16 protein-coding genes are annotated in these 23,489 nt (G+C 66.1%); 6 read left to right on the forward strand and 10 right to left on the reverse strand.

All coding sequences use genetic code 11. The annotated features are described in order from the left end of the window. Positions 1-42: 42 nt before the first annotated feature. Positions 43-1,266, reverse strand: coding sequence for an amidohydrolase family protein (locus B0G74_RS08415; RefSeq protein ID WP_132374371.1), 1,224 nt, complete (start codon positions 1,264-1,266; stop codon positions 43-45). A 255-nt stretch (positions 1,267-1,521) separates the two neighbouring features. On the opposite strand from B0G74_RS08415, the gene B0G74_RS08420 reads away from it, so the two are divergent. Beyond that, positions 1,522-2,553, forward strand: coding sequence for a sensor domain-containing diguanylate cyclase (locus B0G74_RS08420; protein ID WP_243658146.1), 1,032 nt, complete (start codon positions 1,522-1,524; stop codon positions 2,551-2,553). Positions 2,554-2,566: 13 nt separating this feature from the next. Here B0G74_RS08420 and B0G74_RS08425 read toward each other — a convergent pair whose 3' ends face one another. Beyond that, the gene (locus tag B0G74_RS08425; protein ID WP_132374372.1) at positions 2,567-3,475 is read right to left on the reverse strand and encodes a LysR family transcriptional regulator; all 909 of its coding nucleotides are present in this window, start codon (positions 3,473-3,475) and stop codon (positions 2,567-2,569) included. A gap of 128 nt (positions 3,476-3,603) precedes the next feature. On the opposite strand from B0G74_RS08425, the gene B0G74_RS08430 reads away from it, so the two are divergent. Beyond that, complete coding sequence (locus tag B0G74_RS08430) at positions 3,604-4,386, forward strand: glucose 1-dehydrogenase (RefSeq protein WP_132374373.1); 783 nt, start codon at positions 3,604-3,606, stop codon at positions 4,384-4,386. A 214-nt stretch (positions 4,387-4,600) separates the two neighbouring features. Further along, entirely contained in the window at positions 4,601-4,981 is a 381-nt protein-coding gene (locus B0G74_RS46535) for a hypothetical protein (protein WP_243658147.1), read from the forward strand. On the opposite strand, the gene B0G74_RS08440 is transcribed toward B0G74_RS46535, so the two are convergent. The 4 genes from B0G74_RS08440 to B0G74_RS08455 all read right to left on the reverse strand — a co-directional run bounded on the left by B0G74_RS08440 (position 4,978) and on the right by B0G74_RS08455 (position 11,450). Then, positions 4,978-7,821 carry an Hsp70 family protein gene (locus tag B0G74_RS08440; RefSeq protein ID WP_207915630.1) on the reverse strand — a complete coding sequence of 948 codons (2,844 nt, stop codon included), beginning with the start codon at positions 7,819-7,821 and terminating at the stop codon, positions 4,978-4,980. The genes B0G74_RS46535 and B0G74_RS08440 overlap by 4 nt on opposite strands. Further along, positions 7,818-9,677 carry an Hsp70 family protein gene (locus tag B0G74_RS08445; RefSeq protein WP_132374374.1) on the reverse strand — a complete coding sequence of 620 codons (1,860 nt, stop codon included), beginning with the start codon at positions 9,675-9,677 and terminating at the stop codon, positions 7,818-7,820. Before B0G74_RS08445 ends, B0G74_RS08440 begins: the two co-directional genes overlap by 4 nt. Then, a complete protein-coding gene (locus B0G74_RS08450; RefSeq protein WP_132374375.1) occupies positions 9,674-10,246 on the reverse strand; it encodes a DUF2760 domain-containing protein in 573 nt (190 codons plus the stop codon). The genes B0G74_RS08445 and B0G74_RS08450 overlap by 4 nt, the downstream gene beginning before the upstream one ends. A gap of 307 nt (positions 10,247-10,553) precedes the next feature. Further along, complete coding sequence (locus tag B0G74_RS08455; protein ID WP_132374376.1) at positions 10,554-11,450, reverse strand: LysR family transcriptional regulator; 897 nt, start codon at positions 11,448-11,450, stop codon at positions 10,554-10,556. A 133-nt stretch (positions 11,451-11,583) separates the two neighbouring features. Here B0G74_RS08455 and B0G74_RS08460 point away from each other — a divergent pair, with 133 nt between their 5' ends. After that, positions 11,584-12,243 carry an NADPH-dependent F420 reductase gene (locus tag B0G74_RS08460; protein ID WP_132374377.1) on the forward strand — a complete coding sequence of 220 codons (660 nt, stop codon included), beginning with the start codon at positions 11,584-11,586 and terminating at the stop codon, positions 12,241-12,243. Positions 12,244-12,735: 492 nt separating this feature from the next. Further along, on the forward strand, positions 12,736-14,127 hold the full coding sequence (locus B0G74_RS08465; protein ID WP_165923836.1) for an ATP-binding protein: 1,392 nt from the start codon (positions 12,736-12,738) through the stop codon (positions 14,125-14,127). A gap of 152 nt (positions 14,128-14,279) precedes the next feature. Here B0G74_RS08465 and B0G74_RS08470 read toward each other — a convergent pair whose 3' ends face one another. Both B0G74_RS08470 and B0G74_RS08475 read right to left on the reverse strand, forming a co-directional pair. Continuing rightward, positions 14,280-14,660 carry a response regulator gene (locus B0G74_RS08470; RefSeq protein WP_132374379.1) on the reverse strand — a complete coding sequence of 127 codons (381 nt, stop codon included), beginning with the start codon at positions 14,658-14,660 and terminating at the stop codon, positions 14,280-14,282. Positions 14,661-15,068: 408 nt separating this feature from the next. Beyond that, entirely contained in the window at positions 15,069-17,297 is a 2,229-nt protein-coding gene (locus B0G74_RS08475) for a SulP family inorganic anion transporter (protein WP_132374380.1), read from the reverse strand. Between the two features lie 266 nt (positions 17,298-17,563). On the opposite strand from B0G74_RS08475, the gene B0G74_RS08480 reads away from it, so the two are divergent. Next, positions 17,564-20,857 (forward strand): adenylate/guanylate cyclase domain-containing protein, encoded by a 3,294-nt coding sequence (locus B0G74_RS08480; RefSeq protein WP_132374381.1) that lies wholly within the window; start codon positions 17,564-17,566, stop codon positions 20,855-20,857. A 258-nt stretch (positions 20,858-21,115) separates the two neighbouring features. Here the strand turns inward: B0G74_RS08480 and B0G74_RS08490 are convergent, their stop codons facing one another. Together B0G74_RS08490 and gfa are read right to left on the reverse strand one after the other, a co-directional pair. After that, positions 21,116-22,627 carry a transglycosylase SLT domain-containing protein gene (locus B0G74_RS08490; protein ID WP_132374383.1) on the reverse strand — a complete coding sequence of 504 codons (1,512 nt, stop codon included), beginning with the start codon at positions 22,625-22,627 and terminating at the stop codon, positions 21,116-21,118. Between the two features lie 256 nt (positions 22,628-22,883). Then, entirely contained in the window at positions 22,884-23,459 is a 576-nt protein-coding gene (gfa, locus tag B0G74_RS08495; RefSeq protein ID WP_132374384.1) for an S-(hydroxymethyl)glutathione synthase, read from the reverse strand. Between the last annotated feature and the right edge of the window lie 30 nt (positions 23,460-23,489).

Below are 23,489 nucleotides of genomic sequence, written 5' to 3' on the forward strand. Positions count from 1 at the left end.
CGGGTGACGTGGCGCGTGCGCGCAGCCGCGCCGCCGTCGTGTTCAATTCAGGGATTCGGGCGCCGCGCCGTGGCGTGCGACGATCTGGCCGTTGGCCACCACGAGCTTGCGAGGCGGCCGCGCGACGAGCGCATGTGCGAGCGTGTCGGCATCGACCAGCACGAGGTCGGCGCGCGCGCCGGCGTGCAGGCCGTAGTCCGTGAACCCGCAGGCGCGCGCGGCCGTGCTGCTCACGCAGTCGAAGGCGAGCGCGAGATCGTCGTCGCGGCGCAGGCCGTAGCGCATCGCGATCAGCATCGCGCGCTCCAGCATGTCCGGCGAGCCGTAAGGCGTCCACGTATCGCGAATGCCGTCGTTGCCGCCGAATAGCGTGACGCCTTTTTCAAGGCAGGTTTTGAGCGGCGGCACCGGCGTCGAGGAGGGCGCGGTGGTCAGCAGCGCAACGCGCAGATCGGCGAGGCGCTCGAGCAACGCGTCGCGTTCGCGCTCGGGCAGCGCGCCGAGACAGAACGCGTGACTGACCACCACCTGGCCTTGCATGCCGAGCGCGGCGACGCGGTCGAGCAGAAGGCCGAGCGTGAAAGCGCCGATTTCGCCGGGCTCGTGCAGATGAATGTCGATCGGCTTGTGATGGCGCTCCGCGAGCCCGAACGTCACATCCAGCGAAGCCACCGGATCGCCGTCGATCAACGCCGGATCGAGCGCGCCGAGTACATCGGCGCCCGCGTTCAACGCGCCGTCGAGCAATGCATCCGTACCCGCGCGGCCAAGCAGCCCCGATTGCGGAAACGCGACGATCTGCATGTCGAGCACGTCGCGCAGCGTGTCGCGCGTGGCAAGCACACCTTCCAGATGGCGCAGGCCCGCGTCGGTGTCGATATCGACGTGCGTGCGCAGGCGCGTCGTGCCCGCCTGCAGAAACGCGCGCGCGAGCGCGAGCGACTGCTCGCCCGCGTCATGGCCGCTTTCGGCGCGCCAGCGTCGTTCGTTTTCGATGCGGTCGGTCAGCTTCGGCCCGACCTCGTTGCGATACCAGCGCATGCCCCAGTTGGTTTTGTCCAGATGCGTATGGCCTTCGACGAAGCCCGGCAGCAGCAACGCGCCCGCGCCGTCCTCGAGCGTCACGCCGGGCTCGCGCGACAGACCCGCGCCGATTGCGGCGATGCGGCCGTCGGCGATCGAGACGTCGACCTGGGTGCCGTCGGCGAGGCGGACGTTGGTGATGAGCGAGGCGCTCGTCGGGCGGTGTTGGGCGGTTGTCGTCATGAGAACGGGTCGGCGGCGTCGCGTGCTTGAACAAAGCGCGGCGAAGGTGTGGGCAATTGTCTGTTGAAAAGGACGTGCCGCCTGTTTTTTGAGCAAACGCGGGCGGCGCGTGACCGGCGGGTGAATTGTACTTCCTGGCGCCGCACGCCGATCCGCACGGCCGGCTCTGGCTTGCGCGCGGACAAGCTTCACGGCCGCTCAAGTTTCGCGTGCTGGTGCCGTTGACACGAGCTAATTACATTCTGGAACCCAGCCGTGCAACTCGCCTTCAGTAACGACCGTCTGTCCAGCCGCATGCAGTTCGATTCGTCCGCCGCCGGCGAACCCGAGGTGGAATCGTCGGTCATCGAATGGCTGTTGCACGACGATCAGGTGATGCGCGAATGCTTCACCCACGCAGCCGAAATTCTCAAGAGCGTGACCGGCGCGGCGATCACCGCGATCACGCTGCTCGACGAGGAGTACCAGCATTACCGCGCCGAGGTCGGCATGGCGATGCCGCTCGTCACGCGTGCCCGCTCGCTCGCCGACTATGCCGTGCGCGACGAGGAGCTGTTCGTCATCGAAGATGCGCACGACGACGCGCGTTTCGGCGAATGCATGCTGGTGCAGCGGCATCCCTTCGTGCGCTTTTATGCGGCGATTGCGTTGCGCGCGCCTAATGGCGAGATCGTCGGCGCGTTGTGCGCGATGGACCCGTCGCCCGGCCGCCTCGACGCGGGGCAGCGCGGCGTGTTCTACCACCTGCGCGCGATGATCGAGAACGATCTGAAAATGCGCACGGCCACCGCGATCGATCCGCTGACACAGCTGTACAACCACCGTTTCCTGCTGGAGAGCATCACGCGCCGCTGGAAAGAGGCGCAGGACGGCGACGTGATGGGTTCGGTCGTGGTCGACGTGGACTGGTTCAAGCAGTACAACGACACCTACGGCCACCAGGCGGGCGATCAATGCCTGCGCAAAGTAGCCTCGGTGATGCAGGCGGCGGCCGATGGCGAACGCATCATCGTCGGGCGCATGGGCGGCGAGGAGTTCGGCCTGCTGGTGTTGCAAGCGGAGCACGCAGCGCTCGAAGACACGCTCGACACGCTGCGCCAGGGCGTGGTGGATCTGGCGATCGAGCATCGCGCGTCGCCGCTCGGCAGGGTGACGGTAAGCGTGGGCGCGTCGTTGACGCGCATTAGCGAAACGTCACGGCCGGCGCATCGCGAGGGTTTCGCGAGCGCGGACCGGGCGCTGTATCGATCGAAACATGGCGGTCGAAACCAGGTGACGATGGCGTAGACCGCCTCTGCGTTCAGGGAGTCTCGTGCAGCGCGCCGAGCTGGCTCACCCAGTCGGCGAACACGCGAAGTTTGGTGCTGTAACGGCGGCTCGGCGGATAGGCGAGATAAACCTGCAGCGGCTCGGGCCGCCAGTCCGTCAGGATCGGCACGAGATCGCCGCGCTCCACGGCCGGCCGCACCATGAAATCCAACGTATGAACAATGCCGAGTCCCGCGAGCGCGGTGGCCAGATGCGCATTGCTCTCGCTCACCATGACTGTATTGCGGACGTTGTCGAGCACGAGAGGCTCGCCGTCCTTGAGGAAATGCAAGGGCTGCACGAATCCGCTGCTCGCCGAAAAATAACCGACCACCGCATGCCGGTCGTCGACGATCTGACGCGGGTGCAAGGGCGCGCCATGTTCGGCCAGATACGCCGGGCTCGCGCAAGTCGTCCAGCGTAGCGAGCCGATGGCGTGTGTCACCAAAGCGGGGTCATCCGCCGTGCTGCGAATCGCGCAGTCGATGTTCTCCGCGATCAGATCGGCGGTACGGTCCGTCACGCTCAAGCGCACCTGAAGGTCCGGGTAGCGCGCGCAAAATTCCGGGAGCGCGGGAATCAGAATGCCGCTCGCGGTCGAGCCGCCGGTATCGACCCGTAGCACGCCGCGCGGACTTGCGCGGTCGCGACCCAAGGTCGCCTCGATATCGTCGAGTTCGCTCAGCAGGTGCCGCGTGCGTTCGTAATACGCCGTGCCGTCCGTCGTGACGTTGACGCTGCGCGTGCTGCGTTCGAGCAGTTTCACGCCCAGGTGATCTTCGAGCGACTTGACCCACTTGCTGACTGTCGCGTTGGGCATCTGCAGCGACTGCGCCGCACGGCCGAAGCCACCGGTTTCCACCACCCGCGCAAAGATGCGGATGGCCTGCAAATGATCCATGTGGGCTCCCTTCGACTAGATTATCCACAGTTGTGAATAAATAAACCACAGGATACATATTTATCTCCGTGTGTGCATGAAATAAGCTGGGCGTCATGGTCAACCGACCTCACCCACAGGAGCAGTTCATGAATCAATCCACACTCGAAAACGTCAATCCCCGCAAACACGCCGGCAAGATCGTGCTGGTGACCGGCGGCAGCAGCGGCATCGGCCTCGCCGCCGCAACGCGTTTCGCTCAGGAAGGCGCGACCGTCTACATCTCCGGCCGGCGTCAGGCGGAACTCGACGAAGCGGTGGAGCGCATCGGCCACGGCGCTGTCGCGATTCGCGCGGACATCTCGTCAGCCGCCGACCTCGAGCGGATGTTCAGCACGCTGCAGGCCGCTCACGACCGGCTTGACATTCTGTTCGCGAATGCGGGCGGCGGCGAGTTTTCGCCGCTCGGCGCGATCACCGAGGCGCAGTTCGACAAGTACTTCGGCATCAACGTCAAAGGCACGCTGTTCACGGTGCAGAATGCCTTGCCGTTGATGCGGCCAGGCAGCGCGATCGTCATCACAGGTTCGATCGCCGGAAGCAAGGGTATGCCGGCCTTCAGCGTGTATGCCGCGACCAAGGCCGCGCTGCGTTCATTCGCCCGCACATGGGCGACCGATCTGAAGGGCCGCGGAATTCGCGTCAATGTGGTGGCGCCGGGCGTAGTGGTCACGCCGGCCTACAAATCCGAACTGGGTATGAGCGACGAGCAGATCGACGCCTTCAGCCGGCAGGCCAGCGAGACCACGCCGCTTGGCCGCGTCGGCGAACCGGACGAGATCGCCAAGGCCGTCTCGTTCCTCGCTTCCGACGACGCGAGCTTCATCACGGGGATCGAAATGGCTGTGGACGGCGGCATGGCGCAGGTGTAGTACTACCAGGCAATCGTCGAGTCGTCATACGAAAGGCCGGTTTTTCCGGCCTTTTTTGCATGTGAAGAGGCAACGCGCCACGCGCATTCAGAAAAACATACCGATACGCATCAAGCGAATCGGTGGCGTGTATCCAATCAATGCGTCCGCGTAGCGTTTATCCGTCACGCATAAGGTTCTCTTAAGGTTCAACTGCTCAGATAGAAGGAGATGGTTGCGTCAGGCCGAAGCACAAGAACGCTTGGCCTCGCCGGCAGATGAGAGCTGCTGGTTGTACGCGCAACGAAAAAGACAACCGAGAAAAACAACGATGCGTAACGGACGAAAATCCGCTCGAGAGACAGAGAAGGCACTCTGCAGAACCACTTACATGATGGAGTTGGCGCGCGGCAGTTCGTACATTGCCAGCACGTTGACGCCGGCGACGCAACAGGCCGCCATCGCCGAAGTCTTGAACGAATTTCGCGCGCAGCACGGCGCTGACAGACTGCTCATATTCCGCGACCTGCTCGCGGAGAGCCTCAAGAATCGCAAGGACACGCTCGCGGCGGAAGCCGTACTGAGTTTCGATCTGCCCAAGTCGCGCGAGCCTTAATTCGCGATCAGCTTCAGTCCCGCCGGCAGCGACTCGCCGAACACGCGGCCTTCGTCGGCGTTATCGAGCTCGACGCTCTCGCTCACCATGGTGATCCACGCGCGCGGCGCGTTGGCCGCTTCGAGCCGGCGCACTACCGCAAGACGCAAGTCTTCGGGCAAGTCGCGCGAGCGGTCGCCGGTCATGCGGGCGATCTGAACGGCCGCAAACGCAGCAGGATCGACCTTCTTCCAGTCGAGCGCGAGGATTGCGTTAAGCCATACTCCGGCAATCTCAGGCGGCACGACGCTATGCGCGCTGCCGTAAAACGGCCGCCGTGCGCCGATACGGCCGACTGCCCACCAGCTCTGATGATTTTCAGCGGGTTTCTTCAGACGCGTCAGCACCGATTCGCCGAGCTCGATCTTGCGCTCGACGGGAATCCGTTCGAGCGATGCGCTTAGCCGAACCATGTCGGTGAAGCCGGTTTTCGCCACGTCGAACGGCAGCTTGTGACGCGATTGCGCGGCGCCTTGCAGATACGCCATCGCGTCGAGCACGCGCAATTGCGCGCTCTCGTCGAGTCCGCCGGCGGCGCGGCGCCAGAGCGTCCACCATTCCGACCAGACCTGGCTCTCGTTGACGTACTGGATGCCGTCGTCGAAGAGCGACCAGAGTTGTTCGACGCGCCATTCGTCGAGTGGATAACCGAAGCCCGGCCGCACGCAATAGCCGGCCAGATTCAGCCAGAGGCGCTCGTGATCCGCCGAGCGGCGCCGACGTCGCGCGCGTTCCCACAGCGCGCCGAACAGTTCGCGCAGCAACGCGCTGTTCCAGCTTTCGCGCGAGCCTAGCAGTTGTTCGAGTTGCGAGCGCAGGCGCTTGACTTCTTTGGGATCGACCTTCTGCGCGCGCGAGCCGAAGCAACGGTCGATGTGTTCGATCGCCTGGTCGAGCGCCGGATGGCGGGCCGGTTCGGCGTCGCCCGCCAGGTTCACTTGCGCGCCTTCACGGCGCAACTGGAATTCGAGCAGCCAGCGCTGCGCGGGATTGTCGAGTTCGATGCAGTGGACTTCGAGCGTGCCCACTTCGGTCAGTGAGGTCGCGATCTGCACCGCGGTCTCGCGCGCGCTGCTCGCGCCGCGCGGCTGCACGATGGTCGCGATCGGCGGCAAGCGGACAAAGTCGCCGCCGGCGAGATCGATCAACTCGCCTGGTTGATACACCGTATCCGCGCTCGACGACACGAGGTGAAACCGTACCGGATGCCCGAGCCGCAGCGCGAAGGTGCGATCCGCGATCAGGATCTCGTGGCCTTCTTCCGTGCCGCGCGGCAGCAGACAGATGCCGCGTTGCACGGGCTCGGCATCTTGCTTGCCGTCGCCGGTCTCGTCGAGCACGAGGAAGTAACTGCGCGGCGCGCCGCCGCCGATTTTCGGCGCGTTGCCCGCGCGCGCGAGGGAATAGGCGACCGCGCCGCGTGCCACGGCGACATCGGGGTTGTCGTTGTGCAGCACGTTGAGCGCTTCGCCGCGCCACGTGCCTAAGGTGCTGGCCAGACGCTGCGTGAGCGCTTCGGCTCGAAACACGCCGCCGTTCAAGAGCAGTGTGTCGGGCACGGGCAACGCGTCTTCGTCTGGTGAACCTGATGACTCGGCGCCCAGCGCTTTACGCGACTGCGCCGCGAAGCGGCTTAGAAACGCCGCGATATGACGCGTGACCGCGGCATCGGTCGCATAGGGCAGGCCGAATTCGACGATCGCGCCACGCGGTCTGCCCGGCCGTTCGCGCGACGCCACCGCCGGAAAGAAGCCGTCGACGATGATCCGCTCGACTTCCTCGCGCGTGACCTGCGCCGTGCGTGCGCCGCCGATCAGCTTCGAGCCCGCGCCGAGCAGCGTGATCGAGGTGGAGTCGGGCGCCTGCGGGCCGAGCAATTGTTCCTTGGCATTGCGGCAACGCTCGACCAGTTGCGACAGGCTTGCCGCCGACAGGCGCGTGCGTTCGCCCGCCGGGTTCGCGCCCGGCAGCCGTGCTTCCACCAGATGCGCGAGCGCCAGATCCATGTTGTCGCCGCCAAGCATCAGATGATTGCCCACGCCAATTCGCGTGAGCTGCGGCTCGCCGTCGCGCAGGCTGACTTCGATCAGCGTGAGGTCGGTGGTGCCGCCGCCGACGTCGCAGATCAGGACGAGCCGCGTGTCCGCGAGCTCGCTTGCCAGCCGCTCGCGATGATGAAACAGCCAGTCGTAGAACGCCGCTTGCGGTTCTTCCAGCAGCTTCACGTTGTGCAGGCCGGCCATGCGGGCGGCTTCCACGGTGAGCGCTCGCGCGCCTTCGTCGAAAGACGCCGGCACCGTGAGCACCACGTCCTGGCGTTCGAGCGGCGCGTCCGGAAAACGCTGGTTCCAGGCCGCGCGCACGTGCGCCAGATAGCTCGCGCTGGCTTCGACCGGCGAGACTTTGCGGACGTCGTCGGCGGCGCCCCACGGCAGGATCGGCGCGGTGCGATCCACCGACGCATGCGAGAGCCAGCTCTTCGCGCTCGATACCAGCCGGCCAGGCACCTGAGCACCCAGCACACGTGCGAGCCGGCCGATCACGACCGGCTGCGCGTCCGCTTGCGCGGTGGTCTGATTCGCACTGGACCACGGCAATTGCAGATCGCCGGGGTTCAGTTCGCCTTGCGCCGCGTGATAGCGCACCGAGGGCAGAAGCGGCCGCGCGGCCACTTCGCCGGGACTCACCAACTGCTCGATCTCGAAGACGCTGATCGACTGCGACCCCGCCTCCGCATAGGCGAGCACCGTGTTGCTGGTGCCGAGATCGATACCGACGCTATACCGCTTCATCTCATTCATGCATTCGCGTTGCCGCGCACGTCGAACTCGACTTTCCAGCGCTCGTCGGTGCCACGCGGCACGGCTTCGAGTTCGAGCGTGCCCGCCTCGGTGACGCACGCATGCAACTTCACCGGCACGACTTCACCGGCAGTGCGGCCGGCGGCGGGCAGCGTCGCCTGAATCTCTTCGAGTTCCTGCAATTCCTCCGGGCCCCAGAAATCGAGCAGCGTGCCGACCTGATCCTGACGACGCACCGACGACCCGAAGAAACGGAAGTGCACCGGCTCGCCGACCACCAGCCCGAATTCCTGCGCGGGCAGTTCGGCATCGGTGCCTTCCTCCATCCCGAACGGCGCCACGCACAGCGCCTGGATGGGCGGCTCGAGACCGGGCACGGCGGGCATCGCCGATTCGATCGCGATGTAGTACGCGCGTGCCGTGCCGCCGCGAATCCGCACGCCGCGGCCGCGTCGCACGTAACCGTAATAGGCCGCGCCGCGCGCCACGGCGAGATCGAGATCGGCGCCTTCGAGCAGCCGTGCCGGCGCCGCGCCTTCCGCGGCGAGCCAGTTGTTGAGCGTGCTCATGATGCGTTCGACCAGCAGCGGCGACTTGAACACGCCGCCGTTGAACAGCACCGCCGTCGGATGCAGGAAGCTCGCATTCTCCGCAGCCGCGATGCCGCTCACACCTGCGAGTTCAGCCAGCGCGCCGACTTGACGGCCGAGGAACGCTGCCAGATGCCGTGTGATGCCCGCGTCCTGCGCATACGGCAGGCCGAGCTGCGTCAGACCGGCACGCGCGCGGCTCACCGGACGCGCGGCGCTGTCCACCTGCGGGAAGAAGCCTTCGAGGATCGTCTGGGTCAATTCGGCGCGTGTGAGCTCGGTGCGGATCGAGCCGCCGATCAGCTTCGAGCCGCGGCTCGGCACGACGAGCGGCACGGTGTCGGTGGCCGGATCGCTGAGCAGCGTTTCCTTGGCGGAGCGGCATGCATAGGTGAGCGCGCGCAGTTGCCACGCGTCGGCCTGGGTGCCTTGTGCCGCCAGCTTGCGCGCGACCACGTGTGCGAGCGCGAGGTCCATGTTGTCGCCGCCGAGCAGAATGTGTTCGCCGACCGCCACGCGATGCAGTTCGAGATTGCCTTCGCGTTCGATCACGGCGATCAGCGAGAGGTCGGTCGTGCCGCCGCCCACATCCACCACGAGGATGATATCGCCGACCTTGACCTGCTTGCGCCAGTCGCCGCCGCTCTTCTGGATCCAGCTATACAGCGCCGCTTGCGGTTCTTCCAGCAGCGTCATGCGGCCGAAGCCGGCGGCCTCGGCGGCTTCGGCGGTCAGCTCGCGCGCGGCCGGATCGAACGATGCGGGGATCGTCACCGTGATGTCCTGCTCGCTGAACGGCGCATCGGGATGCGCGTGGTCCCAGGCTTCGCGCAAATGCGTCAGATAACGCACCGAGCTTTCGAGCGGCGAGACGCGCGCGACTTCAGGCGGCGCGTCGTTCGGCAAAATCGCCGCGCGCCGGTCGACGCCTGGATGACACAGCCAGCTCTTCGCGCTCGACACCAGCCGGATCGGCGTGGCCGCGCCGCGGCTGCGGGCGAATTCACCGACCGCGAATTCGCGCTGGCCGGTCCACGGCAAATAGAGGTCGCCCGAGGCGAGTTCGTCCGGATGCGGCAGATAGAGGAACGAGGGCAGCAGATCGAGGTTGTCGATCGCGCCGGGACCCGTCAGCTGCGCGATCGGCAGCACGCCTTGCGAGGTCTTTTCGCCGTCGCTGGCGGTAGTGTCCACGTAGGACAGCGCGCAGTGCGTGGTGCCGAGGTCGATGCCGATGGCGTAGCGTGATTGACGTGCGTCGCTCATAGCTCCACCTCTGCCGGTGCGATCACTTTCGCGTTATGGCTATCCGCGAGTTTCGGCAGACGCACTTCTTCGACGCGCCAGCCGCGATGGCTGATGCTGCCGTTAAACGGCGCCTTACCGACGACATTGCCGGTCAGGCGGATCGAAGCGGCGTCGAAACCTTCGGCCAGCGTGACGCGGCTGCCTTCGGCTTCGTCGCGCACCGGGCGGATCGTGAAGTGCTCGCGCAGCGTCGCGCGGCAACCGTCGTGCACGAGGCGCGCCGCCGCGCCGATGTCGGCGTCGCTGTAGCTCTTGATGTCTTCCTCGACGAAATCGATGAAGCGCGCGTCGCGTTGCAGCAGGCCGAGCAGTTGCAACGCGGCGTCGGGGCTCGCTTCCTTCAGCACGGGCGCAGGCTGTGGTGCGGGTGCCGGAGCGGGAGCCGGGGCGGGCGCGGCGCTGGCGGTCACGCCGCCGTCACGCAAACGCAAGACCCCGGCGGCGAATTCGCCATCGCCGAGAATGCGGAAGAACGTGCCCACGGCCAGGGAAATCCTGCCGAGGAAGGATGGGTTCGAATCGGTCATAAATGCTCCTGAGGTGCTCTGTTAAAGGACGAGCTGTCCTGGCTGCGCCGCACGCTATTGGCCGCCAAGCCGCGCAGGGCTTGGGCGGGCCGTCGTCGTGCGAGTTTGCGAAGGCCGGCGGCGTGCGTGCCGCCGGCATCTGATTTGGCCGGATGCGCGGCGCGGCTTGCGCGCGCAAAACCCGTATTTTGCCTTGTGGCGCGCCCGAAGCGGGCAAAGCCGGCCATTCTAGCGGGCAATGCGGCGAGATTGGCGGGTTGTCACGGGCGTGTGGCAAGCATTTGCTTGCGGCTCTTTTGCGCGTTGTTCACGCGTTGTGCGGGCCGAATTCGGCCACGACCTGGTCGATGAACGCGCGCAGTTTCGGCGTGACGCGGCTGGCGGGGAATACCAGATGCATCGGCCGCGCGGTGGCCTCATAGCCGGACAGCAAGCGCACGAGGCGGCCGGCCGCGAGTTCATCCCTGACCGCCACTTCGGGTGCGAGCATCACGCCGCCGCCGTTGAGCGCGGCGGCCAGCAGCGCCTTCACGTCATTGGCCTCGAAGCGGCCGGCAATCGGCACCACGTGCTCGCCCTGAGCGTCGCCGAAACGCCATTCGGTGTCGGCCGGCATGCTCGTATAGAGGAAGCTCAGACACTCGTCCGCCGTCAGTTCTTGCGGCGTGCGCGGTTCGCCGCGTTCCGCCAGATAGCCGGGCGACGCACAGGCGACCAGGCGGTAAGGCATCAACGGCCGCGCGATCAGCGACGAATCCGACAGCGCGCCGAGGCGGATCGCAGCCTCGTAACCCTCGTCGATCAGATCGACGAAGCGGTCGGTCAGCGTCAACTCGACCCGCACCTGAGGATGTGCTTTCAGATAGCGCGTGATCATCGGCGCGAGACAGCAGGCGCCGAACGTGACAGGCGCGGTAATACGCAAGCGTCCGCGTGGCGACGCCGACAGTTCCTGGGCCACCGACTCGGCCGCCGCGGCGTCGGCCAGCAGCGCCTTGCAGCGCTCGTAGAAGATCTGGCCGATCTCGGTGAGGCTCTGGCGGCGCGTGGTGCGGTTCAGCAGACGGGCGCCGACGCGCTCTTCGAGCGTGCTGACATGCTTGCCGGCCATTTGCGACGAGATGCCGAACGCGAGCGCCGCCGCGGCGAACGAGCCGCTATCCGCCGTTTTGACGAAGATCGCCATGCTGGTCAGCCGATCCATAATTCCCCACTCCTGCTTTCGACAGTCATCGAATCGCGGACATTTATTCCGTTGAAGTTTTGAATCATAGTGGTTCTCACCGTCGGGCGGGTGCTCGACGGAGCGATCCTCAGACACGCATGGAGTGTGAAACATGAAGATAGGCATTCTCGGCGCGGGCTTTATCGGCCGCGCGATGGCGACTTTGGCGAAGCAGAACGGTCACGAAGTCATGATCAGCAATTCCCGCGATCCGCGGACGCTGATCAGCACGGCTGCGGCGATAGGGTGCGCGCTCGGTACGGCGCAACAGGCGGCGTCGTTCGGCGAGGTGGTGGTGGTCGCCGTGCCGTTCGGCAACATCGACGCGCTGCCGGCAGCGGCGCTGGAGGGCAAGATCGTGATCGACACGTGCAATCACTATCCCGAGCGCGACGGCCGGATCGAGGCGCTCGACAGTCACGCCACGACCACCAGCCAGATGCTTGCCGCCGCCTTGCCTGGCGCTCGTGTGGTGAAAGCCTTCAACGCGATTCTGGCGAGGGATCTCGAAACCGATGGCTCAGCGCCTCATACGCCGAAGCGCCGCGCGCTGCCATTTGCCGGTGACGACGAGCACGCCAAACGCGTCGTGAGCGGGTTGCTGGATCAGTTCGGTTTCGATCCCGTCGACGCCGGCGCGCTGGCGGACAGTTGGCGCTTCGAGCGCGCCAAGCCGGTGTATTGCGTTCCGTTCGACCGCGCCGGCATGCTGGAGGGATTGGCCGCGGCACAGCGGGATGTGGAGTTGCCGCATGGATCGTGGCGGCGTTGATTGCCGTTGTCGCCGATTGCTTTGGAAACTGGAGCGTCGGTGGGAATCGCGGCGCGCATACCATGGACCGCGTAGCTGTCCTCATGCGCGTCGTCGCTGGCCTTGCGCCCCAGCGTTGTTGGCCGCTGATATCGCGCGCACTGCAAGAGCCCGTCACGCCGGATCTCGCCCCGCGACCCGAGCCATCTTCAAGCGCGGATAGCGGTGCGGCGCAGAAAGATGGGATCGAAATACGCGCGAGGGCAGAGCGCCAGCGCGCCAGTGCCAGGCACGGCAACGCTCCGCTTGTAAGGAGATAGTCAACATTCCTATACTTAACTCGCTTGCCTGGTTTTTTCCCAGCCGGGAGATGCCGGGAGAGATGCGCAAGCGTGAGTCGCCCACGCTGCACACCAGTGTGCCGATCAAACGCATCGAGCTGGAGCCGGGATGACAGACGAAAGGCGCTCGCCGCGCAAGACCACCGTTACACTCGCTGTCGCGACCGCCGCGTTGGCGGCGGTCATCTTCATCGCCGATACGGCCACGCTGCTCGACATCGCCGTCGCGACGCTCTATGTGGTCGTCGTGCTGATCGCAGCACGCTTTTGCAAGCCGCGAAGCGTCGTGCTTGTCGGACTCGGCTGCGTGGCGCTCACGGTCTTGAGCTGGGCGCTCGCGCCGCCCGCCCGCCCGAGCGTGGAGACCCTCATCAACGAGTTCATCAGCATCGTGACGATCGGCGTCGTGACGGCCCTGGCCTTGCACGCGCAGCAAACGGTATCGACGCTGCGCAATCAGGCGAATCTTCTCGACCTGACGCACGACCCCATCTTCTCGCGCGACATGGACGGCAAGATCCTCTACTGGAATCGCGGCGCCGAGGAGTTGTATGGATTCAAGGGCGCCGAGGCGCTCGGCGCTGTCGCGCCCACGCTCCTGCAAACAACGTTCGTCACGCCGCTCGAGCAGATCATGACCAGGCTGCTGCGCGAAGGCCGCTGGGAGGGCGAGCTCATCAACCGCAAGGCGGACGGCACGTCCGTCGTCGTAACGAGCCGCTGGTCGCTCCAGCGCGACAATGCCGCACAACCCGCGCTGATCCTGGAAACCAACATCGACATCAGCGAACGCAAGCGGATGGAGGAGGCGCTGCAGCAGGCACAGTCCGATCTCGCGCGACTGAACCGCGTCCTGGTGGTCGGCGAAATGACCGCGTCGATCGCCCATGAGGTCAATCAGCCGATCGCCGCCGTCGTCACGAGTGCGAACGCGGGCCTGCGCTGGCTCGATGCCCGGCCGCCGGTGCTCGAGGAAGTCCGGCAGGCGCTCACGCGCATCGAGAAGGACGCCAACCGGGCCCGCGAGGTGGTGAGCCGCGTACGCGCGCTCGTCAAGAAGGTACCGCCACGCATCGAGCACTGGGATCTCAACGAAGCTGTCGGCGAAGTCGTGGCGCTGACGCGCCCCGAATTGCTGCGCAACGGCGTCGGCTTGCGCAACGATCTTTCGGATGACGTCCGCCTCGTCAAGGGTGACCGTGTGCAGTTGCAACAGGTGCTGATGAACCTGATCGTCAACGCCATCGAAGCGATGACCGGCGTGCACGGCAGGCCGCGCGAGCTGACGATCAGCACAGCCAGGGCCGACCCGGACACCGCCATGGTCGAGGTACGCGACACGGGCACCGGTATCGACCCCGGCCACCTCAACCGCCTGTTCCAGTCGTTCTATACGACGAAGGCCGAGGGCATGGGCATGGGCCTCGCAATCAGCCGGTCCATCGTCGAGACGCACGGCGGACGGCTCGAAGCCGCGCCGAACGAGCCGCACGGCGCCGTCTTCCGCTTCACGCTGCCGACCAGGAAGAACGCGCAGGCGAGCACGGAGGTGCTGCGCTCGTAGCGAGCGCGGTCTGATCGCAGGGTGAAGCCGGCCATCTCAAGGGGGCACGCGGCGTAGAGCCACGTCGTCACCAGGCGCCGTCACGAGTCTCGCGAACGCGTCACGTCACGCTCACCGCCCGAGACGCAAGCTACGACGGCGACGGTTTTCGATCATGGTGTGCCGAGCACACGCGTCAGATGGCGCTCGAGCGTGGCGGCGTCGGGCGGCTTTTCGAGCAGGGCCAAGGCGCCGGTCGCGGCCACCCGGGCGCGCAGCGCATCGGAGGGAAAGGCTGTCATGAGGAGCGTCGGCGGCGCAGCGCCGAGCGCGAGCAGGTGCTCGAACATCTCAATGCCCGACATGCCGGGCATGCGCACATCGGAAATCAGGCACCCCGTCCCGGCGGTGCCCGCCGGTGGCATCGACTGCAGGTATGCCTCGGCCGAATCGAAGGTACGCGTCGGCCACCCCAGCGAGTGCACCAGGCTTTCGGTGGCGAGGCGGGCAGACTCGTCGTCGTCGACAATCGAAACAAGCCGGAGAGAACCCATGGGGACCGCCTGGTGTGAGGCGTTCTCGATAGCGAAGAGCGCCAGCGTCCAGGATGAACGCTTCACTGGGAAGCGTAGTGCCAAGACGGCCGGATTCCCATGATACGAACGTATGGACCGGCACAGCGGCAACCGTCTTCGGAGTCACCGGACAAGCGCGGTTTCTGCGCCGTTGCTGAGCCGATGGTCTGGCGCTCTGGGGCGGGCAGCACGCAATCCGTCGGGGTCTTCGCCAGAATCATGTCTGGTGGTGGGCATTCAAGCGTCACGTACCATCGGATAGCGGACTCTCGCCGCTTAAGCACGCTTCTCGTATCATCGCTACACGCCTCGCTATACACGCCGACCGCGCGTCGGCCGCCTTCGAAGCGCCACGGCAATTACCCGAACACCGTCCCCGCCCACCGCTCAATAGGCCGCGCGCAGAGCCTCGGTGGCGAGGGTGAGCCGCGACGCGATGACCTTCACCAGAAAGCGATGAAACTGCTGCGCGGCTGCGGGGTTGTCTTGCTCGAGCGCAACGAGCGCGGCCAGCGACAGCCTGCGCACGCGCGTCGGCACCTCGGCGAACACGTCCGCGCTGCGCGGCTGCTGCGTGTACACGGCCATTTCGCCGACGACCGTGCCCGGGCCGGAAGCGCGCAGCCTCACCGACCGCCCGTTGCCGAGCGGCAGCGAAACCGCGACCCGCCCGCGTTCGATGATGTAGAGTGCGTCGCCCGGCTCCCCGCGACGAAACAGCGGCTGGCCGGCTAGCAACTCATGCACTTCGAGATAGGTGGACAGGGTGTCCAGCGCGCCGGCCGTGAAATGCCGCGCGAGCATCGCGTGGAGGTCGGCACCGCGTTTCGGCGCCAGCGCGTTTGAGGCGAGCAGTTGGTCTTCGACCCATTCCAGGCCGGCATCGAGCGTGTCGAATTCACGAATCCGCAGATTGAGCGTGCCGGTTTTAGTCAGCAGATCGCGCGAGTGCGGCGGCAGCGCGGTCAAGATCAAGTCTGCGTGGGTCGCCGCGCAGAGCTGCCGCAGTTTGACGAAGCTGATCGATACCGACGCGTCTATGCCTTGGGTCGACGCGAAGTCGAGCACGACGAATCGGACCGACGCCGGTTCGCGCGCGGCGAGCCGCTCGCGTATGCGGTGGAGAATCGAGTTGGCCGTGCCGAAGAAGAGAAACCCTTGCAGGCACATTCCGCACACCTGTGCGCCGAGTCCGCACAGCGATTCGGTCTCCTCGATGTTGCGCTCGACATTCGATGTCCGGGTGAGCAGGTCGAATTCCATGCGTATGCAACTAACCCGCCCGTAGAGCAGCGTGAACATCACGCAGGCGGCGACGACGCCCGCGACCACGCCGATGATCACGCCCCACGCCGCGATCGTGCCGAGTATGACGGGCACGAGCAGGTACTCGTACCAATTGAGCTTCGCATAGGCGCCGACAAGCCACTGCACGAGGAGGCGCAGCCCCATGAAAAGCTGGAGGCCGACGAGCACCGGCACGGGAAAGAGCGCGACGAGACCGGGCGACGCGGCAAGCACGACGAGGCACGCGAGCGACGCGAACACGCCCGCCAGCCGGCTCGTCGCGCCAACGCGCGCGTTGAGCATCGAGCGATTGAACGACTGGTAGCCGACCATTCCGCCCAGAAGCCCGCTCGCGAGATTGGCGAGGCCCGCGGCCCGCATCTCGCGATTGAGATCGACTTCCTCGCCGGTCGCCGCGCCGATTGCCGTCGAATTCATCAGGATCGTGACAGCCGAGACCGACGTGACGATGAGGCTCTCCGGAAGGTGTGCGGCGATCGCCGACCAGTCGATGCCACCCTGCGCGAGCTGCGCTGTCAGGTGCAGCTCCGGAAACCCCGAGAGCCGCAGCGCCACGCGCGGCAGCAGCAGCCCCATGCCGCGCGCTTCGTCGATCGAGAGGCCCGCGGCGCGCAGCAGGACGTAGAAGAGGACGATGCCGAAGGCGAGCGTAAGCGGCAGCGCCGCGACGTGCTTCCAGGTGCGCATCAGGATGGTGGCCAGCACCCCTACGACGAGCGCGGGGAGCCACGCGAGCCAGTGAAGATGCGTCAACAGCACGAGCGTCTGCCATTGCAGGGACTCGCCCGTCAGCACGCGGAACGCGCCGGCGAGGAGCAGATAGCCCGTGCCGGCGAGGAATCCGCCGAGGACCGGGTAAGGCAGGAACTGCAGCGAGCGGCTGCGCTTTGACGAACCGATCGCGTAGAGCACGATGCCGGTCACGAGTGAACAGAGCGCGATCGCGATCAGCACGGTCAGCAGGAGGGTCTGCGGGGAGCCGCCGTCCGCGCGCACGCTGCTCGCGACGCCTGCCGCCACACCCGCGAGAAACGCCGCCGCATTGCTGTCGGGGCCGCCGATGTTCAGTCGCATCGAGCTCGTCAGGGAAATCACGAGCGCCGTGACGACACAGCTGACGAGCGCGGTGGGCACGCCGAGCATCGCGTAGCGGGCGAGATCGGCGCTGAAGATCATCGTGCCGAGGCTCATCGCGTAGCACAGCATGACGAGCGCCGATATCGCCCCGGCCGCCAGATCGCCGGGCAGCCCCGCGACGCGCGAGCGTGGCGGGGCGTCGGAGACGGAAACGGTCTTGCCCGGCTTCACGTGAATTCCCGGTGGAATGCGGAGGCGCGATAGGGAGCCGTCCAGTATCCGTCCTCGATCGAAAGCGTGTCAAACGCCATACGAGGGCCGTGGCGGACGCCTACACTGGGTATTCATCGGCACGATCCCCGACAGGCTCGGGGCCATTCGCATCGGCAAGCGGCGCGCGCTTTTCGTCTGCGCTTTGAGCCCATGGGAAGGAGCCGGAAGCGGACCCGGGCGGCAGAGCGGCGCGCGCCGCCCGGCATTGGATGCAGGCGGCGAACATGGATATCCAGCAATGGCTGCACGTCCTGGGACTTGAGCAGTACGCGCTAGCGTTCGCGGCAAACGACATCGATCTGTCGCTGCTCGCGCAGCTGACCGATGGCGACCTGAAGGAGCTCGGGGTGCAGTCGCTCGGCCACCGCAAACGCATCCTCGCTGCCGCCGCGCGGGACTCGGCGACCGCGGCCCAGCCGGTGGCGCGGGTGCCCTTCGCCGTGGACACCCCCGCGGACGAACGCAGGCAGGTCACGATCCTCTTTGCCGATCTCTGCGGCTTCACGGCGCTGTCGCGCACGCTCGATCCGGAGGAACTGCGCGCGCTGATCGGCCGCTACACGGCGCTCGTCGACGGCATCGTGCTCGCCTATGGCGGCACGACCGACAGGCACATCGGCGATGCGGTGATGGCGCTGTTCGGCGCTCCCCGCGCGCACGAGACGGACACGCTGCGCGCGGCCCGCGCGGCGCTCGACATCCATGACGCGTTGACCCAGTTGAGCGCGCAAGCGGGGCGGACGTTGCAGGCGCATGTCGGCATTGCGAGCGGCGAGGTGGTCGCGGGCGCGCTCGGCTGCGTCGACGCGCGGGACTACACCGTGACCGGCAATCCGGTGAACCTGGCCGCGCGGCTCCAGACCGCGGCGGCGGCCGGTGAGACCTGGCTCTCCGATGACGTGGCGCGCGCGCTCGGCGATGCCGTTGTCTGCGACGCGATCGGTGAGCAGCGGTTCAAGGGCATCGATACGCCGGTGCGGGCATGGCGGCTGCGCGCCATCGCGAGCGAATCGGCGAAGGCGAGTCAGAGCCTTTTCGTCGGACGCCAGGCGGAGCTCGAACAGTTTCACGGTATCGTCCACGCGTGCGTCGCGAGGCGGGCCGGCCACGTGGTCCTGGTGCGCGGCGAAGCGGGCATCGGCAAGACGCGCCTCGTCGACGAGATGCGCCGCTACGCGCAGTCGCAGGGCTTCGCCATCCATCGGGGCCTCGTGCTCGACTTCGGCGTGGGCAAGGGGCAGGACCCTGTGCACGCGATCGTCGGCAGCCTGCTCGGCCTGCCGGCCGGCGCATCGAGCGACGCGCGCCAGGCCGCCGCCGCGCGTCTCGCCGCTGAGGGCGTCGTCAAGGCCGAGCAGCTCGCGTTTCTCCACGACCTCCTCGATCTCCCGCTCGCGGGCGAATGGCGAGCCCTGTACGACGCGATGGACCACGGCGCGCGCAAGCGCGGCAAGCAGGCGCTTGCTGCAAGACTGACCGAGGACGCGTGCAGGCAAGCGGCGACGCTGATCGTCGTCGAGGACCTGCATTGGGCTGACCCCGAAGTGCTCGACTATTTCGCGGCCTTCGCCTCGGGCATCGCGAACGGCCCGGGCCTCCTCGTGACGACCTCGCGGGTGGAAGGCGATCCGATCGATGCGGCGTGGCGTGCGCGCTGCCGGGACACCCCGTTCGCGACGATCGATCTCGGACCGCTGCGAAAGGACGAGGCCCTGAGCCTCGCGGGCAACTTCATCGACGCGACGCAGCGTGTCGCGCGCGCCTGCATCGAGCGCGCGGGCGGTAACCCGCTGTTTCTCGAGCAGCTATTGCGCAACGCGGAGGAGGGCGGCGGCAGCGCCGTGCCCGCCTCGATCCGCAGCCTCGTGCTCGCGCGGATGGACCGCCTCGCGCCACACGACCGCCTGGCCTTCCAGGCGGCCGCCGTGATCGGCCAGCGTTTCGACATCGCGTTGCTGCGGCGGCTCATCGACGATCCCGGCTACGTCTGCGACGGCCTGCTCGCTAATGCGCTCGTCCTGCCGGAGGGCGAAGACTTCCTGTTCGCCCATGCGCTGATTCAGGAGAGCGCGTACTCGACGCTGCTGCGCGCGCGCCGGCGCGAGCTGCACCGCTGCGCGGCCGACTGGTTCGCGCACGGCGACTCCACGCTGCACGCCCAGCATCTCGACCGCGCCGAGGACGAACAGGCGCCGCGGGCCTATCTGGACGCCGCGGGCGCGCAGCGCACGGCCCACCTGGTCGAGGCCGCGCTGCGCCTCGCCGAGCGGGGCCTCGAGATCGCGCACACAGATGCGGACCGGCACGCCCTGAGCTGTTGCAAGGGTGAGCTCCAGCGCGACCTCGGCGACATCGCGGGATCGACCGCTACCTATCGCGCCGCGCTGGCGGTCGCCCCCGACGACGCGAGTCTGTGCCGCTGTCAGCTCGGGCTTGCGGAAGGCCTGCGCGTGAGCGAAGGTCTCGACGAAGCGCTAGACCTGCTCGCGGCCGCGCAGCGGATCGCGGAGCGCGACGACCGGGTGGCCGAGCTCGCGAGCCTTCACCATCTGCGCGGCAACATCCTCTTTCCGCTCGGGAAGATCGATGCCTGCAGCGCCGAGCACGAACGCGGGCTCGCCTATGCGCGGCGCCTCGGCTTGCCGGAGGCGGAGGCCCGCGCTCTCGGCGGCCTCGCCGATGCCGCGTACGCGCAGGGGAGGATGCAGACCGCGTTCCGCCATTTCAGCGATTGCGTGGCGTTGAGCCGCGAGCACGGGTTCGGCCGCATCGAAGTCGCCAATCGTTCGATGCAGGGCTTCAGCCGCATCTATCTGAACGACGCGCGGCAGGCGTGCGAAGACGCCGTTGCCGCCGCGCGCGCCGCCGAGCTGATCGGGCAGCCGCGCGCGCAATTGCTGGGCGAGACGCTCGGCGTATTCGCCTGTTACGAGCTAGGCGATGTGCAGGCTGCGCGGGTTCATCTGGAGCAGGAAATGCGGGTGATCCGGCAGTTGGGCGCGCGCCGATTCGAAGCGCAGAACCTGGAAATGCAGGCACGCGTATGGCTGGACGATGGATGCCGCGGCGAAGCGGTGAAAGCGCTTCGCGAGGCGCTCGCGATCTCGCGCGAAGTCGGCACGCAGTTCTGCGGGCCGAAGGTCCTGGGCGCTCTTTCCCGCGCGGTCGACGAGAACGACGAGCGTGCGCGGCTGCTGGCGGAAGGCGAGAATCTCCTGCGCCTCGGCGCGGTCGGCCACAACCACCTCTGGTTCTACCGCGACGCCATCGAAGCGATGCTGTCGGCCCGCGATCCGGCCGGCGTGCTGCTCTACGTGACGGCATTAGAGGTCTACACGCGCCGCGAACCGCTGCCCTGGGCCGAGCTGTTCGCGGCGCGCGGCCGCGTGCTCGCGCGCACCCTGCGGGAGCCCGCGAACGAAGCCGTGCGAAGCGAGCTCGGGCGCGTGCGAACCGAGCTGCTGCAGGCTGGCTTTCGGCACTACGTTGCCGCGGTCGATGCCGCGCTCGCCGCTTGAGGCGAGCGTCACGCCAGCGCCGCGTGTCTATCCGTCCTGCCGATCGAGGCCGCGCGGTTGCATGTCGGCCGGGGTCGAAGTGAGGCCTGAGCAGATGTCGAACTTCAGGCCTGGCGTTGCGACCTTGCGAGAAGTGACAGCCACGCTCGGCATCAGCGCAACATATGTCGGCGACCTGGACGGTCAAGACGCGGCCATGTACGTCATTCGCGCGCGGGACCATCGGGCATTCGGACGTCGGCTGCGCACCGGCAACGATCACCCGCCGGGACGCATGTTGCGAATCGCCTTGTCGCGCGTTTGCTGCGCATCGACGATCAAGCGGTATGCGGCGTAATACTTGTAGATGTTGCGTACATACGTCGTGGTTTCGATGCCGATCTTCTCCGCGACTACGATCTCGACGTTATTGAACCACTTGTCCCGATCCAGTCCACGTGCGGTGGCTTCCGCGCGCATCCTGGCAATATTGGCGGCCCCCGCGTTATAACTCGCGAACGCAAACAATGCACGATTGGTGTCATCGAAGTGCGCGTCCTGAAAGTAGCGTGTCATCAGCCGATCCATGTATTTGGTGCCCGCATGGATGTTTGATTCGGTTACACCAATGTTTCCGACTGCCATTTCCTTGCCTGTTCCCGGCATCAACTGCATGACGCCGACCGCGCCGACGTGACTGCGCGCCGACTGGTTCAGCTGCGATTCCTGATAGCCCTGGGCGGCCAGCATCAGAGGATCGAAGCCATACTGCTTGCCATACTTCTCGAAGAGGGTCAGTGTTTCTTCGAAACGCTTGCGCTCCGCAGCACCTGAAGCATCAGTGACCTGCTTGATACGCTTCATGAACTGTGCGAGCCGATAGTCGATGACACCCTGCTTTTTGGCGAACTCGTTATAGAAATCGGTCGCCGCAGCCTGCAACTGCGGGCTGTTCTTCCTGATCGCCCAACCGACATAGCCTTCGCTGCGTACCACCAGATCCTCCCTGACCTTGATTTTGGGCAGAACCTGGGCCCATATCTTTGCTTTCCAGTCGTCGACCACCACGATGCCGAGCATCCCCGCATTTAGCATTTCGAGTATGTCCTCATCTTCGAGTGCGTCGGGCAGCAGCGTGATCTGCATGACCGGCTTGCCTCCTTTCCTGAACCGGTCGTTGAGCGCGGTCAGACTCTCGTAGTAACTCGTCACCTTGCGTACATACACCTGCTTTCCCGCGAGGTCGTCCAGCGTGGCGATAGCCGGAGCGCGAGGACCGGTCACGATCAGTTCGCGGACCGGCTTGCGGTCACGCGGCGCAACAAAGTCGACAAGCTTGCGCCGTTCATCGGTCGCCGTCAGGTTGCCCGCCGAGATATCGCCCAAACCGGCCCGCAGGTTCGTCAGAAGTTTGTCCCGGGTTGTCGGAATCAGAAAGACCGTGACCGGGCGTTTGCCAAGCCGGCTGGCGTAGCGGGTGTTGACGTAACGTTCGAAGTCTCGTGCGAGTTCAGCGGTCAACCCGCGTTCTCGACCTTTGTCGGCGAAGTACAGCGTCCGGCTGTACGGCACGAGAAAGCGGATCATGCGGCGCTCGAGCATCGCGTCGAAGTCGCCGGTCCACGGTTTGACCGCGAGGTTCAACCGGCGGGCCTTCGCGACAGCGGCCGGGGGCGATGATGCGGGTGCGGCAGCGGACGCACTCTGTTCCGGCTCGGCTCGCGCCGGCGACAACGACGAGAGCACCGAGATCCCAACCAGCAGGGCGGCAAGAAAACGAAGTCCCGTCATGGCGTACCCTTCCCATGCGAACGATTGCCCGGAAAACGTATGACATTTTGCGTCGGCGTATTCGCGGTACTGTCGCAGCAAATCGCTACGGAGCTTCGACTGGCGATCGCGGTTGCACGCCCCCTGAGCCCGTGCATCGGATGCGGGGCGTGACAGCTAAAGGCTGCCACCTATGCCGCATCGCTGCCACGCTATCCGCTCCATTGCGAATCCTGTGGACGGGCGGATCGGTACGGACGAGCCGCCCTGAGTTGCACTACTTCAGCACACCAGTGCGCCTGGCGATATGCGTGGACATCGCGTCCATCAACGGCGGGTTGAGCGCGTCGTACGGTGGGAGTCCGAGCTCAGTGAGCCGTGCGCGCACATCGTCCATCTGTTCCGGTTTCGCGCCGCCAGCTTCGATTACCGACGAGACGAAGGCCGCAAAGCGCGGCTCTTCCCAGCCGCTTTCATCGGAGAGTTCGACGTGAATGAAGTCGAGACCGTAGAACGGATGGTCACGGTTTTCTATCCGGCCATACATGTGCGCTCCGCACGCCTTGCAGGCATGACGTTGGATGGCCGCTTTCTCGTCGACGATCTGGAGCTTCTCGGCATGAGCGGTGACCGTGACCTTGTCGCGCGGCACCACGCCTATCATTGCGAAAGCTGCGCCAGCCGGTTTCCAGCATTTCGTACAGCCGCAAATGTGGTTGTGCGCGACGTTACTCTCTACCCGGACTTCGACTTTGTCGCTCGGGCATTGGCAGTGGAGCGTGCCGCCGGTGAAGCCGGGGGTGCCCTTCTTGACGCCGGCGTCCACTGACGGGTGTATTGTCAAGGTACTCATTCTGTCACCTCCAATGTTTCTGAATGAAAA

The sequence above is a fragment of the Paraburkholderia sp. BL9I2N2 genome, assembly GCF_004339745.1.
In the GTDB taxonomy this organism is placed as follows: domain Bacteria; phylum Pseudomonadota; class Gammaproteobacteria; order Burkholderiales; family Burkholderiaceae; genus Paraburkholderia.

What these genes read in the sequence shown, in the direction of transcription:
- B0G74_RS08415 (WP_132374371.1), bottom strand. Translation starts at nt 1,266, where the DNA reads ATGACGACAACCGCCCAACACCGCCCGACGAGCGCCTCGCTCATCACC.
- B0G74_RS08425 (WP_132374372.1), bottom strand. Translation starts at nt 3,475, where the DNA reads ATGGATCATTTGCAGGCCATCCGCATCTTTGCGCGGGTGGTGGAAACC.
- B0G74_RS08430 (WP_132374373.1), top strand. Translation starts at nt 3,604, where the DNA reads ATGAATCAATCCACACTCGAAAACGTCAATCCCCGCAAACACGCCGGC.
- B0G74_RS08440 (WP_207915630.1), bottom strand. Translation starts at nt 7,821, where the DNA reads ATGAATGAGATGAAGCGGTATAGCGTCGGTATCGATCTCGGCACCAGC.
- B0G74_RS08445 (WP_132374374.1), bottom strand. Translation starts at nt 9,677, where the DNA reads ATGAGCGACGCACGTCAATCACGCTACGCCATCGGCATCGACCTCGGC.
- B0G74_RS08450 (WP_132374375.1), bottom strand. Translation starts at nt 10,246, where the DNA reads ATGACCGATTCGAACCCATCCTTCCTCGGCAGGATTTCCCTGGCCGTG.
- B0G74_RS08455 (WP_132374376.1), bottom strand. Translation starts at nt 11,450, where the DNA reads ATGGATCGGCTGACCAGCATGGCGATCTTCGTCAAAACGGCGGATAGC.
- B0G74_RS08460 (WP_132374377.1), top strand. Translation starts at nt 11,584, where the DNA reads ATGAAGATAGGCATTCTCGGCGCGGGCTTTATCGGCCGCGCGATGGCG.
- B0G74_RS08470 (WP_132374379.1), bottom strand. Translation starts at nt 14,660, where the DNA reads ATGGGTTCTCTCCGGCTTGTTTCGATTGTCGACGACGACGAGTCTGCC.
- B0G74_RS08480 (WP_132374381.1), top strand. Translation starts at nt 17,564, where the DNA reads ATGGATATCCAGCAATGGCTGCACGTCCTGGGACTTGAGCAGTACGCG.
- B0G74_RS08490 (WP_132374383.1), bottom strand. Translation starts at nt 22,627, where the DNA reads ATGACGGGACTTCGTTTTCTTGCCGCCCTGCTGGTTGGGATCTCGGTG.
- gfa (WP_132374384.1), bottom strand. Translation starts at nt 23,459, where the DNA reads ATGAGTACCTTGACAATACACCCGTCAGTGGACGCCGGCGTCAAGAAG.